This window comes from Brevundimonas sp. PWP3-1b1 (assembly GCF_049896065.1).
Taxonomy (GTDB): Bacteria; Pseudomonadota; Alphaproteobacteria; order Caulobacterales; family Caulobacteraceae; genus Brevundimonas; species Brevundimonas intermedia_B.
Genome location: NZ_JAFCTO010000001.1, coordinates 621,527 through 634,971 on the forward strand (window position 1 = coordinate 621,527; position 13,445 = coordinate 634,971).

At 67.9% G+C, this 13,445-nt stretch carries 14 protein-coding genes; 9 read left to right on the forward strand and 5 right to left on the reverse strand.

Annotated elements, in window-relative coordinates; translation table 11 throughout:
- The first annotated feature begins 19 nt into the window (after positions 1-19).
- From murJ to ACP69V_RS02965, 4 genes are all read left to right on the forward strand, one after another.
- Entirely contained in the window at positions 20-1,615 is a 1,596-nt protein-coding gene (murJ, locus tag ACP69V_RS02950) for a murein biosynthesis integral membrane protein MurJ (RefSeq protein WP_426022568.1), read from the forward strand.
- A 125-nt stretch (positions 1,616-1,740) separates the two neighbouring features.
- Complete coding sequence (gene trpS / locus ACP69V_RS02955; protein ID WP_426022569.1) at positions 1,741-2,784, forward strand: tryptophan--tRNA ligase; 1,044 nt, start codon at positions 1,741-1,743, stop codon at positions 2,782-2,784.
- A gap of 10 nt (positions 2,785-2,794) precedes the next feature.
- Complete coding sequence (locus tag ACP69V_RS02960; RefSeq protein WP_426022570.1) at positions 2,795-3,490, forward strand: GNAT family N-acetyltransferase; 696 nt, start codon at positions 2,795-2,797, stop codon at positions 3,488-3,490.
- 12 nt (positions 3,491-3,502) lie between these two features.
- Complete coding sequence (locus tag ACP69V_RS02965) at positions 3,503-3,967, forward strand: OsmC family protein (protein WP_426022571.1); 465 nt, start codon at positions 3,503-3,505, stop codon at positions 3,965-3,967.
- Positions 3,968-3,982: 15 nt separating this feature from the next.
- On the opposite strand, the gene ACP69V_RS02970 is transcribed toward ACP69V_RS02965, so the two are convergent.
- From ACP69V_RS02970 to ACP69V_RS02980, 3 genes are read right to left on the reverse strand one after another with little or no spacing between them, the layout of a single operon-like run.
- Positions 3,983-4,921: an NAD(P)/FAD-dependent oxidoreductase gene (locus ACP69V_RS02970; protein ID WP_426022572.1), complete on the reverse strand. Its 939-nt coding sequence runs from the start codon at positions 4,919-4,921 to the stop codon at positions 3,983-3,985.
- The gene (locus tag ACP69V_RS02975; protein ID WP_426022573.1) at positions 4,899-5,378 is read right to left on the reverse strand and encodes an Rrf2 family transcriptional regulator; all 480 of its coding nucleotides are present in this window, start codon (positions 5,376-5,378) and stop codon (positions 4,899-4,901) included. Before ACP69V_RS02975 ends, ACP69V_RS02970 begins: the two co-directional genes overlap by 23 nt.
- A 57-nt stretch (positions 5,379-5,435) precedes the next feature.
- Positions 5,436-6,194: a dienelactone hydrolase family protein gene (locus ACP69V_RS02980; RefSeq protein WP_426022574.1), complete on the reverse strand. Its 759-nt coding sequence runs from the start codon at positions 6,192-6,194 to the stop codon at positions 5,436-5,438.
- A 99-nt stretch (positions 6,195-6,293) separates the two neighbouring features.
- On the opposite strand from ACP69V_RS02980, the gene ACP69V_RS02985 reads away from it, so the two are divergent.
- Together ACP69V_RS02985 and ACP69V_RS02990 are read left to right on the forward strand one after the other, a co-directional pair.
- Positions 6,294-6,923, forward strand: a complete 630-nt coding sequence (locus tag ACP69V_RS02985; RefSeq protein ID WP_426022575.1) for a PadR family transcriptional regulator — start codon at positions 6,294-6,296, stop codon at positions 6,921-6,923.
- Entirely contained in the window at positions 6,920-7,729 is an 810-nt protein-coding gene (locus ACP69V_RS02990; protein ID WP_426022576.1) for a siderophore-interacting protein, read from the forward strand. Before ACP69V_RS02985 ends, ACP69V_RS02990 begins: the two co-directional genes overlap by 4 nt.
- Here ACP69V_RS02990 and ACP69V_RS02995 read toward each other — a convergent pair.
- Positions 7,716-8,345: an alpha-ketoglutarate-dependent dioxygenase AlkB gene (locus tag ACP69V_RS02995; RefSeq protein ID WP_426022577.1), complete on the reverse strand. Its 630-nt coding sequence runs from the start codon at positions 8,343-8,345 to the stop codon at positions 7,716-7,718. The genes ACP69V_RS02990 and ACP69V_RS02995 overlap by 14 nt on opposite strands.
- Positions 8,346-8,566: 221 nt before the next feature.
- Between ACP69V_RS02995 and dnaK the strand changes: the two genes are divergently transcribed.
- The 3 genes from dnaK to dapB all read left to right on the forward strand — a co-directional run bounded on the left by dnaK (position 8,567) and on the right by dapB (position 12,593).
- The gene (gene dnaK / locus ACP69V_RS03000) at positions 8,567-10,474 is read left to right on the forward strand and encodes a molecular chaperone DnaK (protein ID WP_426022578.1); all 1,908 of its coding nucleotides are present in this window, start codon (positions 8,567-8,569) and stop codon (positions 10,472-10,474) included.
- Between the two features lie 173 nt (positions 10,475-10,647).
- Positions 10,648-11,847 carry a molecular chaperone DnaJ gene (gene dnaJ / locus ACP69V_RS03005; RefSeq protein WP_426022579.1) on the forward strand — a complete coding sequence of 400 codons (1,200 nt, stop codon included), beginning with the start codon at positions 10,648-10,650 and terminating at the stop codon, positions 11,845-11,847.
- Entirely contained in the window at positions 11,844-12,593 is a 750-nt protein-coding gene (gene dapB, locus ACP69V_RS03010) for a 4-hydroxy-tetrahydrodipicolinate reductase (protein ID WP_426022580.1), read from the forward strand. The genes dnaJ and dapB overlap by 4 nt, the downstream gene beginning before the upstream one ends.
- 116 nt (positions 12,594-12,709) lie before the next feature.
- Here dapB and dnaQ read toward each other — a convergent pair whose 3' ends face one another.
- Entirely contained in the window at positions 12,710-13,432 is a 723-nt protein-coding gene (dnaQ, locus tag ACP69V_RS03015) for a DNA polymerase III subunit epsilon (protein ID WP_426022582.1), read from the reverse strand.
- Positions 13,433-13,445 lie beyond the last annotated feature (13 nt).

Below are 13,445 nucleotides of genomic sequence, written 5' to 3' on the forward strand. Positions count from 1 at the left end.
CGCCCTGTCGAATGTCCGCATGAGCCTCGCCCGCAATACCCTGGTGCAGTCGACCCTGACGCTGGGCAGCCGCCTGCTGGGCTTCGGCCGCGATCTGGCCCTGTCGGCGAACTTCGGCCAGGGGGCGCTGATGGACGTCTGGTCCACGGCCCTGATGCTGCCCAACATGTTCCGTCGCCTGTTCGCCGAGGGCGCCTTCGCCCAGGCCTTCGTGCCGGTCTATGGCGGGGTCAAGACGCGCGAGGGCGACGAGGCCGCAGCCGTCACGGCCTCGGAGGCCATGTCCTTCATGTTCGCGGTGGTCGCGGCCTTCTGCATCCTGTTGCAGGTCGCCATGCCGTGGATCGTGCCTTTGCTGCTGTCGGCCTGGAAGGACGACGCCGAGGTGATGCGCGTCGGGGTGATCGCCACGCAATTGGCCATGCCCTACCTGGCCTGCATGACCATCGCCTCCCTGTTGTCAGGGGTGTTGAACACCGGTGGTCGGTTCGCCCTGTCAGCGGCGGTGCCGGTCTTTTTGAATCTTTGCACCCTGGCGCCGCTGTTGGGCGGCTTCTTGTTGCCGGTCTCGCCCGCCATGGTGTTGCTGGCCACCAGCGCGGCGGTCACCGTCTCGGGCGTGATCCAGGCCGGCCTCCTGTGGTGGGGCGTGCGGCGTCTGGGCGTGAGGCTGAAGCTGGGCCTGCCGCGCCTGACCCCGAACGTGAAACGCGCCCTGGCCCTGGCTGTCCCCGGCGCCATGGCCGGCGGGGCCATGCAGGTGAACTCGGTCGTGTCCCAGGTTCTGGCCGGATCGGACGCCGGCGCCCGCTCCGTCCTCTACAACGCCGACCGCCTCTACCAACTGCCGCTGGGTCTGGTCGGGGTCGCCATCGGCCTGGCCCTGGTGCCGCGGCTGACGCGGGCCTTCGTTTCCGGCGACCATGAGGGCGGGCAGAAGACGCTGGACGACGGCATCAACCTGGCCATGGCCTTCACCCTGCCCGCCGCCGTGGCCCTGTTCGTCATTCCCTTCTTCATCATCGACGCCACGGTGACGCGCGGCGCCTTCACCAGCGCCGACGCCGCCCGCACCGCCAACGTGCTGCGCCAGTTCGCCTGGGGCGTGCCGGCCTTCGTCCTGGCCAAGGTCCTGACCCCGCCCTTCTTCGCGCGGGAGGACACGCGCCGGCCGATGTATTTCGCGGTCACAGCCGTGGTCATCACCGTCGTCCTGGGGTCCGGCCTATTCTTCTGGTTCCGCGCCCAGGGCTGGGATGGGGTGCTGGGTCTGGCCATCGCCACCAGCGTCTCGGCCTGGGTCAATGTCGGCCTGCTGGCCGGCGTCCTGATCCACGAAAACGCCTGGCGACCGTCGCCCGCCTTCGTCTCGCGCATCGCCCGCGTCCTGGCCGCCAGCGCGGTCATGGCCGGTCTGCTGCTGCTGGCCAGCATCAACTACGGACTTCTGAGCCAGATCTTGCTGGCCAAGGAGATCGCCGTCCTCGTCGTCTGCGGCCTGGGCGCCGCCGTCTATGGCGTCTGCCTCTTCGCCTTCCGCGCCGTGACCCTGTCTGAGCTGAAGGCGACGCTGCGGCGCGAGCCGGGCGGCGGCGCGGTCTCCGGTCTGGACTGACAGACGGGGAACCGATAAGCGCGAGGCCATGACGACCTCGGGCCTGATTTCCGACCGGCGATGGCGCGGCTGAACCGCCGCCGCCTTCACCACGCCTGCCTTTCGACCTTCCGAGACCCGACCCCATGACCGACCAGACCCCAGCCGTTGCGACATACGACGGCCCGCGCCGCATCCTGTCCGGCATCCAGGCCTCCGGCGCCCTGCACCTGGGCAACTATCTCGGCGCCCTGAAGCGGTTCGTCGAACTGCAGGACCAGGGCGCGCCCGTCTTCGTCTTCGTCGCCGACATGCACGCCATCACCGTGTGGCAGGATCCGGCCAAGCTGGCCGCCCAGACGCGCGAGATCGCCGCCGCCTATCTGGCCTCGGGCCTGGATCCGGCGAAATCGATCATTTTCCCGCAATCGGCCGTACGCGCCCACGCCGAACTGGCCTGGATCTTCAACTGCGTCGCTCGCCTGGGCTGGCTGGACCGGATGACCCAGTTCAAGGAGAAGTCGGGCAAGCACAAGGAGCGGGCCTCGGTCGGCCTCTACACCTATCCCGTGCTCCAGGCCGCCGACATCCTGCTGTACAAGGCCACCGAGGTGCCGGTCGGCGAGGACCAGAAACAGCATCTGGAACTGACCCGCGACATCGCCGCCAAGTTCAACAACGACTTCGGCGCGCCCGGCTATTTCCCCGTGCCCGAACCGATCATCCAGGGGCCGGCGACGCGCGTCATGTCCCTGCGCGACGGGGCGGCCAAGATGTCCAAGTCGGATCCGTCCGACAACAGCCGCATCAACCTGACCGACGACGCGGACGCCATCGCGTCCAAGATCAAGCGCGCCAAGACCGATCCCGAGCCCCTGCCGGAAACCCTGGACGGTCTGAACGACCGGCCTGAGGCCAAGAATCTGGTGGCCATCTACGCCGCTCTGGCCGGCCTGACCCGCGAACAGGTGATCGAACAGTTCGGCGGCCAGGGCTTCGGCGCCTTCAAGCCGGCCCTGGCGGACCTGGCGGTCTCTTCGCTGGCTCCGGTCACGGCCGAGATGCGCCGCCTGATGGACGACCCGGCCGAGATCGACCGCGTGCTGAAGGACGGCGCCGAGCGCGCCGCCGCCGTCGCCGATCCGGTGGTGGACGAGGTCAAGAAGATCGTCGGCTTCTGGCGGGCGTAAATCTTCGGCCATGAGCCATCCCCTCGATCGCGCCGTCTGGAACGCGCTGAGCACGCGACTGTCGTCGTTCGCGACGGCGGATTCCGACGCCCGCGCCGTCCGCATCGATCCTGAGGTCGGGGTCTTCCTGGCCGCCGCCGATGCATCGCCTGAAAGCCGCGCCGGGCTGGCCGAACTGGCGCGCCGTCATCCGGGCGCCAGCCTGATCGAGCATTCAGACGGGCCGATGCGCGATGTGCTGCCCGAAGGGATCGCGGTCGATCGCCGTATCGGTCTGGTGCAGATGACTTCGACGGCCCTGAGCGCCGCCCGTGCGCCCGCCCCCGTCTTCGAGACCCTGACCGAGGCCGATGCGCCGGCCATGCTGGCGCTGGCGGCCCTGACCCAGCCCGGTCCGTTTCGGTCGAGAACGCGCGAACTCGGTCCCTTCATCGGGATCAAACAGGACGGCGCGCTGGTCGCCATGGCGGGGCGGCGGCTGCGGGTGGACGGGTTCACGGAAGTGAGCGGCATCTGCACCCACCCGGATCATCGTGGGAAAGGATACGCGGCGGCCCTGTCGCGGTTGGTGGTCGGAGAAATCCACGCGTCAGGCGAAGCGGCCTTCCTGCACGCCTTTGCCGATCACGACGCGACCATCGCCTTCTATCGCTCGCTGGGCTTCGAAATCCGGGCGCCGATGACCTATACGATCTTGGCTGACTGAGAAGAGATCGACATGGGCGTGTACGAAGCCAGGATCGCGTGGAGCCGGGGCGACCAGCCCTTTCTGGACAAGCGCTACAGCCGCGCCCACGACTGGACCTTCGACGGCGGCGCCGTCGTGCCGGGGTCGTCGGCGCCGTCCAGCGTGCCCTTGCCAATGTCCGACGCCTCGGCGGTCGATCCTGAGGAGGCGATGATCGCCTCCCTGTCCAGCTGTCACATGCTGTGGTTCCTGGCCTTCGCCGCCAACGCCGGCCTGGTGGTCGACAGCTATGTGGACGAGGCGTCCGGCAAGATGGGCAAGGACGAGAACGGCAAGAGCTATCTCGCCCAGGTCACCCTGCGCCCCTGCACCAGCTTCACCGGTCGCGAACCGGACCAGGCCGAGATCGACGCCTTGCACCACCAGGCCCACGACCACTGCGAAATGGCCCATTCGGTCCGCGCGGAAATCACCATTGAGGCGACCATCGGCTAGGTCAGGCGGCCGAGGCTAGGCGGGGGCCGTCTCCTCCTCGACCAAGGAGCGGAACAGGCCGTGGGCGGCGATCATGCCGTCGGAGGTCGCCAGGGTGATGTTGGACGCGGCCCGCGCCAGGTCGCCGGCGGCGAAGACCCCCGGCTGGGTCGTCGCCTGCATGGCGTCCACCTTGATCACCCGGCCCATCGGCGTGTCGCTCATCTCGCAGCCCAGATGTTCGGCGAACGGGCTAGCCACGCGGACGCTGGCCCCGACGAAGATAGCCTTCAGCTCCACGAACCGCCCGTCGGTCAGCCGCGCGCCGGTCAGTGTCGGGGCCTCGCCCTCCAGCCGGGCGATGGGGGTGGTCTCGATAGTCACGCCGCGCCGGTACAGCAGATGGGCGTGCTCCGGCGACAGGCCGATGTCCAGACCCATGAACAGGGTCACCTGGCCCCATTCCGCGACGGTCGCGGCGTATTGGACCGCGTGATCGCCACGGCCGAGCACCCCGATGGGGCCGCCGCCGATCTCGTAGCCGTGGCACCAGGGGCAGTGCAGGGCGGTGCGACCCCAGCGTTCCTTCACGCCCGGAATATCGGGCAGCACGTCCTCGACCCCATGCGACAACAGAAGCCGGTGACCCCGGGTCCGCGTGCCGTCGGCGAAGGCGACCGAGAATCCGCCGTCGATCCGCTCGACCGAGATCGCCTCGGCCATGCGGAAGGCGGCGGTGGGATAGGCCGCGACCTGGGACCGCGCCGTCGCCGTGATCTCCGCACCCGGTCGGCCGTCGTTGGCTAGGACGCCATGGGCGCGAGCGGCGAAGCGGTTGCGCGGCCTTCCGTCGTCGATGACCAGCACACGGCGACGGGCGCGGACCAGCTGCTGGGCGGCGGACAGGCCGGCATAGGAACCGCCGATGATCAGGGCGTCGTGCGGCATGGTCTCAGCCTTCGTGGGGGTGGGCATGGAACAGATCTCTCTTTGGGTGTTCGGCCATCCGGCGCGAGAAATCCGCCGCCAGATCGGCCAGGGTGATGTCGTTCAATCGCGCAATCAGCAGGGCGCGGGCGGCGGCGTAGGTCTCGGCCAGGGCGTCGTTGACCGCCGCCTCGACCAGGCAGCCGTCGGCCTCGACCGGCGGAGTTTCGGGAAACAGGCCGGGCTCGCCCAAGGCCATGTTGACCTGGCCCAGGGTCACCTGATCCAGCGGCCGGGCCAGCCGCCATCCGCCGCCATGACCCTTTTCCGAGGCCACCAGCCCCTGTTCGCGCAGGCCGGCCATGGTCCGGCGCACGACGACCGGATTGGTCGACAGGCAGACGGCAAGCTGGTCCGAGGTCATCGGCGCCCCGGTCCGCGTCTCGTGCTCGGCCATGTGGAGCAGGGCGTGCAGGATGTTGGAGAGGCGGGAATCTCTTTTCATGTAACTTCAATTGTTACGTGATGAGCCGCGCGTCAAGACGGGCCTTCCAGATTCTTTTCAGACGTGAGGGGCGACGTCGGTCAGGAAGGCGCGGAAGCGGCGCAGGGCCTCTTCGGTCAGGTCCGGGTCGTGGCGCATCGGGCCGTTGTTGGTCGGTTCGTCGAAGGCGTGGGTGCCGACGGCGATCCAGCTCTCGACCTCGGCGCCGCAGTTGCGGATCATGGCGTTGACCTGTTCGGCGTTGCGCTGCGTCGTCAGGTGATCGCGCTTGCAGGTCACGGCCAGCACCTTGGGGCAGTGCCGCCAGGGCTTCATACGGTTGAAGGCGAACGGGCCGATATAGGGATAGGCTAGCCAAACGGCCTTGATCCCGGACAGGTCGGCGTCGCCGGGATTGGTCACGCCGAACGTATTTGGCGTCGGCGCGCCGCTCATCATCTCCATGATCGACCAGCCGCCATGGCTCCAGCCCGCCAGCGCCAGTTGGGTCGAGTCCACGTCCGGTCGCGCCGAAACGCCCTGGATCGCCGCCAGAAGGTCGCCCACCCGCTCATAGCCCCGGAAGGACAGGCCTGTGCAGACCGCCGTCAGGGTGAAGGCGCGGCCCCACCCGCGCGGCCCGTAGGAATCGACGATGAAGGCGCGCCAACCCGCCGCCTTGGCCGCCGCAGCGTAGCGGGGCAGGTGGTCACGCAGTCCGCCGCAGCCGTGGAACAGCAGCACCGCCGGCCGGGGCCGGTCGTCGTCAGGGCCCACGACGGTCATGTGGGGTTCGAGGCGGGCCCAGCGGCGCTTCAGGTCGTCCATGTTCGACATACGCCGCAGCTTGCGCCCGAACGCCAGCCCCTCTTGCGGATTTCGTTATTCAGATATATCTAATCGCTTGTGAATAGATATATCGAAAAGGAATCGATCATGAGGTCCAACGGGATCTTTCAAGGACGCCGCGACGGATGCGGCGAAAAACACGGTCGTCACGGCGGGTTCGCCTTCGGGCGGGCGATGCGCGGCGGACGCGGCGCGGACTTCGGACCTGGCTGGGAAGCCGGCGAGGGACGCGGTCACGGCCACAAGCACGGACGACGCGGCGGCGGGCGTTTGTTCGACCACGGCACGCTGCGTTGGGTGCTGTTGTCGCTGATCGCCGAAAAACCCAGCCACGGTTATGAGTTGATCAAGGCCGTCGAGACCCGACTGGGCGGCGCCTATTCGCCCAGCCCCGGCGTGATCTACCCCAGCCTGACCCTGCTGGAAGAAATGGGCGCCCTGAGTTCCCAGTCCGAAGGCGGCAAGAAACTGTATGCCATCACCGACGAGGGTCGGGCGCTGCTGGTCGAGAACGCCGAGGTCCTGCGCGCCGCCGAGGCGACGATGGACAAGTTCGCCGCCCGCGCCCTGCGCCCGACCGCCATCCAGGACGCCATCGGCCGCCTGCGCCACGCCATCCATGCGCGCCTGACGGGCGAGACCGCCTTGCCCGAGGCCCAGGTCCAGGCCATCGCCGCCATCTTGGCCGAGGCCGCCGACAAGGTGGAGAGGGCATGAGCGACGGGCTTCGCATTTCCCGGCGGGTGCGGCACGAACTGAAGTTCCGCACCCTGAGCGTCGCCTCGGTCCAGGACCTGACGCCCGGTCTTCGCCGCATCGTGCTGGAGGGGGCGGATCTGGCCGGCTTCGTCTCGCCGGGGTTCGACGACCATGTGAAGGTCTTTCCCGCCGCCGACGGCAAGGCGCCGATCCTGCCGACCATGGGGCCGGACGGGCCGGTCTTCCCCGAGCCGCGCCCGGTCGCCCGCGACTATACGCCCCGCGCCCATGATGCGACGACGAACCGGCTGACGCTGGACTTCGTGACCGGCCACGGCGGGCCGGCGACCGAATGGGCGATGGCGGCCAAGGTCGGTTCCTTGCTGGGGATCGGCGGGCCGCGCGGCTCCTTCATCGTGCCGACCGCCTTCGCCGATCATGTGCTGATCGGCGACGAGACCGCGCTGCCGGCCATCGCCCGCCGCCTGGAGGAACTGCCGGCCGGGATCCGCGCCCATGCGGTGGTCGAGATCGCCGACGCGGCGTCGCGTCTGGCGCTGGAAAGCAGGGCCGAGGTCGCGATGAGCTGGGCGACGCGCGACGGCGCCCCGCGCGGGCGCGAGGAAACCCTGCGGACGGCGGTGGATAAGGCCCTGCGCGAGGTCGATCCGTCCGACGCCTATGTCTGGATCGCCGCCGAGGCGCAGGTGGCCAAGGCCCTGCGCGCCCAGGTCCTGGCGATGGGCTTTTCACCCAAGGCGATCAAGGCGGCCGGCTATTGGCGGTTGGGCGGCGCGGGCGGCGAAAAGATCAACCTGGATTGAGGCCAGCGCGGCGCAGCGTCAGGTTCAGCCGGCCGCCGCCGGGGATCAGGCGAGACGAGCCCTCCAGCACGCGGTCGATCCCGTGCCGGGCCAGTCGCGCCGATCTCGTCAGGGCGCAGACGTCGCCGCTTTCCAGCTTCAAGGTCGTAGTGCGCCCGCCCTCGGCCGCGCCGATCCGGAACATGGCCGTATCGCCTAGCGAGACCGAAAGCACCGGCGCGCCCAGGTCGGCCTCGTCCTTGTCTTGGTGCAGACCCATCTTCGCCCCCTCGCGATACAGGTTGACCAGACAGGCGTCCGGCGGCGCCGGCCAACCGACCGTGGCGTCCCACAGGTCCAGCAGAACCTGGGGGATCGAGGGCCAGGGCTTCCCTGTTTCGGGATGCGTCGCCTGATAGCGATAGCCGCCCCGATCCGAGACCCAGCCCGACGGCCCGAAGTTGCTCATCCGCACCGAGAAGGGCCGGCCGCCCGGCGTGGTCGGTCGATAGAGCGGGGCCTGATCCAGTCGCGCGAACACCTCGGCGACCAAATCGGCCTGCGCCGCCGCATCGAGCGCCGCCGGCCACAGCCGAAAGCCCTCGACGGCGGTTCTGATCTCTGAAATCGCGGACATTACGCGATCCTGGGCGAAATCCGTCCTTGGCGCACCCCGGAATCGAAGAACGCCCTTGCAGGCCTAGGGGACTTTCCCATATCGGGGCCAGCTTCGGAGAAACCCCGATAACCTTGGGGCTATCCAGCCTGATCCACGCCAACCCAACCGGGGGCGGTCACGCGCGGCGCTTCCTCGAAGGCCGCCGCATCGCCCGCTGAACGAGAGAGACTGAAGAGCACATGGCCAAGATTATCGGCATCGACCTCGGCACCACCAACTCCTGCGTGGCGGCCATGGACGGCAAGACCCCCAAGGTCATCGAGAACGCCGAGGGCACCCGCACGACCCCGTCGGTCGTGGCGATTCAGGACGGCGCAGAAGTGCTGGTGGGCCAGCCCGCCAAGCGCCAGGCCGTCACCAACCCGTCCAACACCTTCTTCGCGATCAAGCGCCTGATCGGCCGCAGCTTCGATGATCCCGTGGTCGCCAAGGACAAGGGCATGGTGCCCTATGAGATCGTCAAGGGTCCGAACGGCGACGCCTGGGTGCGCGCCTTCGGCAAGGACTATTCCCCCCAGCAGATCTCGGCCTTCATCCTGCAGAAGATGAAGGAATCGGCCGAGGCCTTCCTGGGCGACAAGGTGACCCAAGCCGTCATCACCGTTCCCGCATACTTCAACGACAGCCAGCGCCAAGCCACCAAGGACGCCGGCAAGATCGCCGGCCTGGAAGTGCTGCGCATCATCAACGAGCCGACCGCAGCGGCCCTGGCCTATGGGCTGGAGAAGAACGACGGTCAGAAGATCGCCGTCTATGACCTGGGCGGCGGCACCTTCGACGTCTCCGTCCTGGAAATCGGCGACGGTGTCTTCGAGGTGAAGTCCACCAACGGCGACACCTTCCTGGGCGGCGAGGACTTCGACCTGCGCCTGGTCGATTACCTGGCCGACGAGTTCAAGAAGGAACAGAGCGTCGATCTGCGCCAGGACAAGCTGGCCCTGCAGCGCCTGAAGGAAGAGGCCGAAAAGGCCAAGAAGGAGCTGTCGACCACGACCCAGTACGAGGTCAACCTGCCGTTCATCACCATGAACGCGTCCGGTCCGCTGCACCTGAACATCAAGCTGACGCGCGCCAAGCTGGAATCCCTGGTCGAGGACCTGGTTCAGCGCACGATCGAGCCGTGCCGCAAGGCGCTGGCCGACGCCGGCCTGAAGGCGTCGGACATCGATGAAGTCGTGCTGGTCGGCGGCATGACCCGCATGCCCAAGGTCGTGGAAGCCGTGAAGGCCTTCTTCGGCAAGGAGCCGCACAAGGGCGTAAACCCTGACGAAGTCGTGGCCCTGGGCGCCGCCGTTCAGGCCGGCGTTCTGCAAGGCGACGTCAAGGACGTGCTGCTGCTGGACGTGACCCCGCTGACCCTGGGCATCGAGACCCTGGGCGGCGTCTTCACCCCGCTGATCGAGCGCAACACCACGATCCCGACCAAGAAGAGCCAGACCTTCTCGACCGCCGACGACAACCAGTCGGCCGTGACGATCCGGGTCTTCCAGGGCGAGCGTCCGATGGCGTCGGACAACAAGATGCTGGGTCAGTTCGACCTGATGGGCATTCCGCCGTCGCCGCGCGGCATGCCGCAGATCGAGGTCGCCTTCGACATCGACGCCAACGGCATCGTCAACGTCTCGGCCAAGGACAAGGCGACCAACAAGGAACAGTCGATCCGCATCCAGGCCAACGGCGGCCTGTCGGACGCCGACATCGACAAGATGGTCAAGGAAGCCGAGGCCAACGCCGCCTCCGACAAGATCCGCAAGGACTTGGTCGAGGCCCAGAACGCCGCCGACAGCCTGATCAACTCGACCGAGAAGGCCCTGGCCGAACACGGCGACAAGGTGGGCGCGGACGAGAAGACGGCCATCGAGACCGGCCTGGCCGAGCTGAAGACCGCCCGTGAAGGCACGGACGCGGAAGACATCCGCGCCAAGACCAACACCCTGGTCCAGGCCTCGATGAAGCTGGGCGAGGCCATGTACGCCCAGCAGCAGGGCGCGGGCGAAGGTGACGCCGCCCCGGCCGACGACGGCGTGGTGGACGCCGAGTTCGAGGAAGTCTCGGACACGGACGGCGACGACAAGAAGAGCGCCTGATCCGCCACAGTGCGCTGAAATGATACGGCCCCGCTTGTCTTGCGATAGGCGGGGCCTTTTTCTGAAACTTGCATCGTTCGTCCCGGCCCCCATGTCAGCCGGGACACCGTTTTCCTCCAGGGTCCGCAGAGATCCGGGGCGAACGGCAGGGGAAGTATGAGGACGGACGCCCGATGGCGCGTGATTATTACGAGGTTCTTGGCGTCGAACGCACGATCGACGCCCCTGGTCTGAAGGCCGCCTATCGCAAGCTGGCGATGATCCATCACCCCGACCGCAACGGCGGTTCGGAAGAGTCGATGGCCCAGTTCAAGGAAATCTCCGAGGCCTATACGGTCCTGTCGGACGAGCAGAAACGCGCCGCCTACGACCGGTTCGGCCATGCGGGCGTGAACGGCGGCGCAGGCGGCGGCTTCGGCCAGGGCCAGCAGGGCTTTTCGGACATCAACGACATCTTCTCGCAGGTGTTCGGCGATGCGTTCGGGGACGCTTTCGGCGGTCGCCAGGGTCGGGGCCAGCAGGGCGGACCGCGGCGCGGCTCGGACCTGCGCTACGATCTGGAGATCACCCTGGAGCAGGCGTACAAGGGCGAGGACGTCGAGATCGACATCCCCTCGACCATGACCTGCGACACCTGCGAAGGATCCGGCGCCAAGCCGGGCACCAAGCCTGTCACCTGCACCACCTGCCAAGGCGCCGGTCGCGTGCGTCAGGCCAACGGCTTCTTCCAGGTCGAGCGCACCTGCCCCCGCTGCCACGGCCAGGGTCAGATGATCGCCGATCCCTGCACGACCTGCCACGGTCACGGCCAGGTCCGCAAGAACCGCACCCTGAACCTGAAGATTCCGGCCGGCGTCGACGACGGCTCGCGCATCCGCCTGTCGGGCGAGGGCGATGCAGGCCAGCGCGGCGGACCGCGCGGGGACCTTTATGTCTTCATCTCGGTGACGCCGCACGACCTGTTCGAGCGCGACAACCTGGACCTGCTGGTCACCGTGCCCGTGCCGATGACGGTGGCGGCCCTGGGCGGCGAGATCGACGCGCCCTGCCTGGTGTCGGACGCCTGCGACGGCAAGTGCAGGGCCGCCGTCACCGTGCCGGCCGGCGCCCAGACCGGCAAGACCGTCCGCATCAAGGGCAAGGGCATGCCCCATCTGAACGGCCGCAACCGGGGCGACCTGGTCGTCGAGCTGTTCGTCGAAACGCCCACCGATCTGACCGCGCGCCAGCGTGAGTTGCTGGAAGAGCTTGCCCTGTCGTTCGGCGAGGGGCAGAACCCTCGCAACTCCAGCTTCGCCGGAAAGGCGAAGCGCTTCTGGGCCGACATCCTGGGCAACCAGGACGCGGACGGATCGAAAGAGACGGCGGCTTGAGCGCAATCTTCCACGCCGGCATTTCCGGCTATCGCGGCCGGATGGGTCGCGCGGTGTCCCAGGTGCTGGATGCGCGTGAGGACGTTGTCGTCGCCGCCCGCTTCGACTGGGGCGAGACCGCCGATCTGTCGCTGTGCGACGTGATCATCGATTTCTCGACCCCCGACGCCTCGGTGTCGCTAGCGCAGGCGGCGGCGGAACGCGGCGGTCCGGCCCTGGTCATCGGCTCCACCGGCTTCACGGCCGAGCAGGAGGCCGAGCTGATGAAGGCCGCCGAGAAGATCGCCATCGTCAAGAGCGGCAACTTCTCCCTGGGCGTGAACATCCTGATCGGCCTGGTCCAGCATGCCGCCCAGCGTCTGGACGCCCAGGACTGGGACATCGAGATCACCGAGGCCCACCACCGCAGGAAGGTGGATTCGCCGTCGGGCACCGCCCTGATGCTGGGCGAAGCCGCCGCCGAGGGCCGGTTCGCGGACCTGGCGGACCTTCAGTCCAAACCCTACGACGGCGTCCAGGGCGAGCGCGAAAGCGGCAAGATCGGCTTCTCCTCCATCCGCGCCGGCGGCATCATCGGCGAACATACGGTCCTGTTCGCTTCCGAGGACGAGGTCCTGACCCTCAGCCACTCGGCCATTGATCGCAGCCTGTTCGCCAAGGGCGCCGTCGCCGCCGCCGCCTGGGTGCGAACCCGCAAGACCGGCCTCTACGACATGCAGGACGTGCTTGGCTTTCGCCAAGCCTGATTTCTGAGGGCGCTTCGCGCCGCGCTACGGTCGCCCGGGTCCGATCTTTGATCGGCCCGAGGACAGGCTCTGCGTTCGCTCATGACTTGAGCGCGAGGGGTTTAGCCTCGCAGAAATCAGGCAGCGTCTTCCTGCGCCGGCAGGCCATAGGCCTCCCACAGCGAGCGGTCCTTCAGCGCCTTGGCCAGGAAGGCGACGTGTGCGGCCTGTTCCTCGGGCGTGGAGCGCAGAGCCAGCGGGCGTGGACGCTGGCCATAGACGGCGGTTTCCAGCGCGCCGCCGGGACCACGACCGACCGGGCCGGACGACAGGTCCAGCACCCGCTCCTTGCCGCCGCGAAGCTCCAGATACACTTCCGCCAGCAGACGGGCGTCGATCAGTGCGCCGTGCAGCGTCCGCTCGACCAGCGACACCTTGTAGCGTTTGCACAGGGCGTCCAGCGAGTTGGGCATGCCGGGAAACCGGGCCTGGGCCAGTTTCAGCGTGTCGATCCAGCGCGCCTCGCCCGTGATCGGCCGGCCGCACAGCTTGTACTCATGGTCGATGAAGTTGCGGTCGAAGGCGGCGTTGTGCGCGATCATCTGCGCGTCGCCGATAAATTCGATCAGGTCGTCGGCGATCTCGGCGAACTTGGGCGCATCCTTGACCTTGTCGTCGGTGATGCCGTGAACCCGGATCGCATCGGGCGGGATCAGCCGCTCGGGATTGACGAAGCGGTGGAAGGTGCGACCGGTCGGCAGCAGATCCTGGATCTCGATACAGCCGACCTCGATCAGTCGATCGCCCGTCTTGGGGTCGAAGCCGGTGGTCTCGGTATCCAGAACGATTTCGCGCGCCATGTCCCCTTAATGG

Excerpts from the sequence above, each read along its gene's own strand:
- murJ (WP_426022568.1), top strand. The coding sequence starts at position 20 with ATGAGCCTCGCCCGCAATACCCTGGTGCAGTCGACCCTGACGCTGGGC.
- trpS (WP_426022569.1), top strand. The coding sequence starts at position 1,741 with ATGACCGACCAGACCCCAGCCGTTGCGACATACGACGGCCCGCGCCGC.
- ACP69V_RS02960 (WP_426022570.1), top strand. The coding sequence starts at position 2,795 with ATGAGCCATCCCCTCGATCGCGCCGTCTGGAACGCGCTGAGCACGCGA.
- ACP69V_RS02965 (WP_426022571.1), top strand. The coding sequence starts at position 3,503 with ATGGGCGTGTACGAAGCCAGGATCGCGTGGAGCCGGGGCGACCAGCCC.
- ACP69V_RS02970 (WP_426022572.1), bottom strand. The coding sequence starts at position 4,921 with ATGCCCACCCCCACGAAGGCTGAGACCATGCCGCACGACGCCCTGATC.
- ACP69V_RS02975 (WP_426022573.1), bottom strand. The coding sequence starts at position 5,378 with ATGAAAAGAGATTCCCGCCTCTCCAACATCCTGCACGCCCTGCTCCAC.
- ACP69V_RS02980 (WP_426022574.1), bottom strand. The coding sequence starts at position 6,194 with ATGTCGAACATGGACGACCTGAAGCGCCGCTGGGCCCGCCTCGAACCC.
- ACP69V_RS02985 (WP_426022575.1), top strand. The coding sequence starts at position 6,294 with ATGAGGTCCAACGGGATCTTTCAAGGACGCCGCGACGGATGCGGCGAA.
- ACP69V_RS02990 (WP_426022576.1), top strand. The coding sequence starts at position 6,920 with ATGAGCGACGGGCTTCGCATTTCCCGGCGGGTGCGGCACGAACTGAAG.
- ACP69V_RS02995 (WP_426022577.1), bottom strand. The coding sequence starts at position 8,345 with ATGTCCGCGATTTCAGAGATCAGAACCGCCGTCGAGGGCTTTCGGCTG.
- dnaK (WP_426022578.1), top strand. The coding sequence starts at position 8,567 with ATGGCCAAGATTATCGGCATCGACCTCGGCACCACCAACTCCTGCGTG.
- dnaJ (WP_426022579.1), top strand. The coding sequence starts at position 10,648 with ATGGCGCGTGATTATTACGAGGTTCTTGGCGTCGAACGCACGATCGAC.
- dnaQ (WP_426022582.1), bottom strand. The coding sequence starts at position 13,432 with ATGGCGCGCGAAATCGTTCTGGATACCGAGACCACCGGCTTCGACCCC.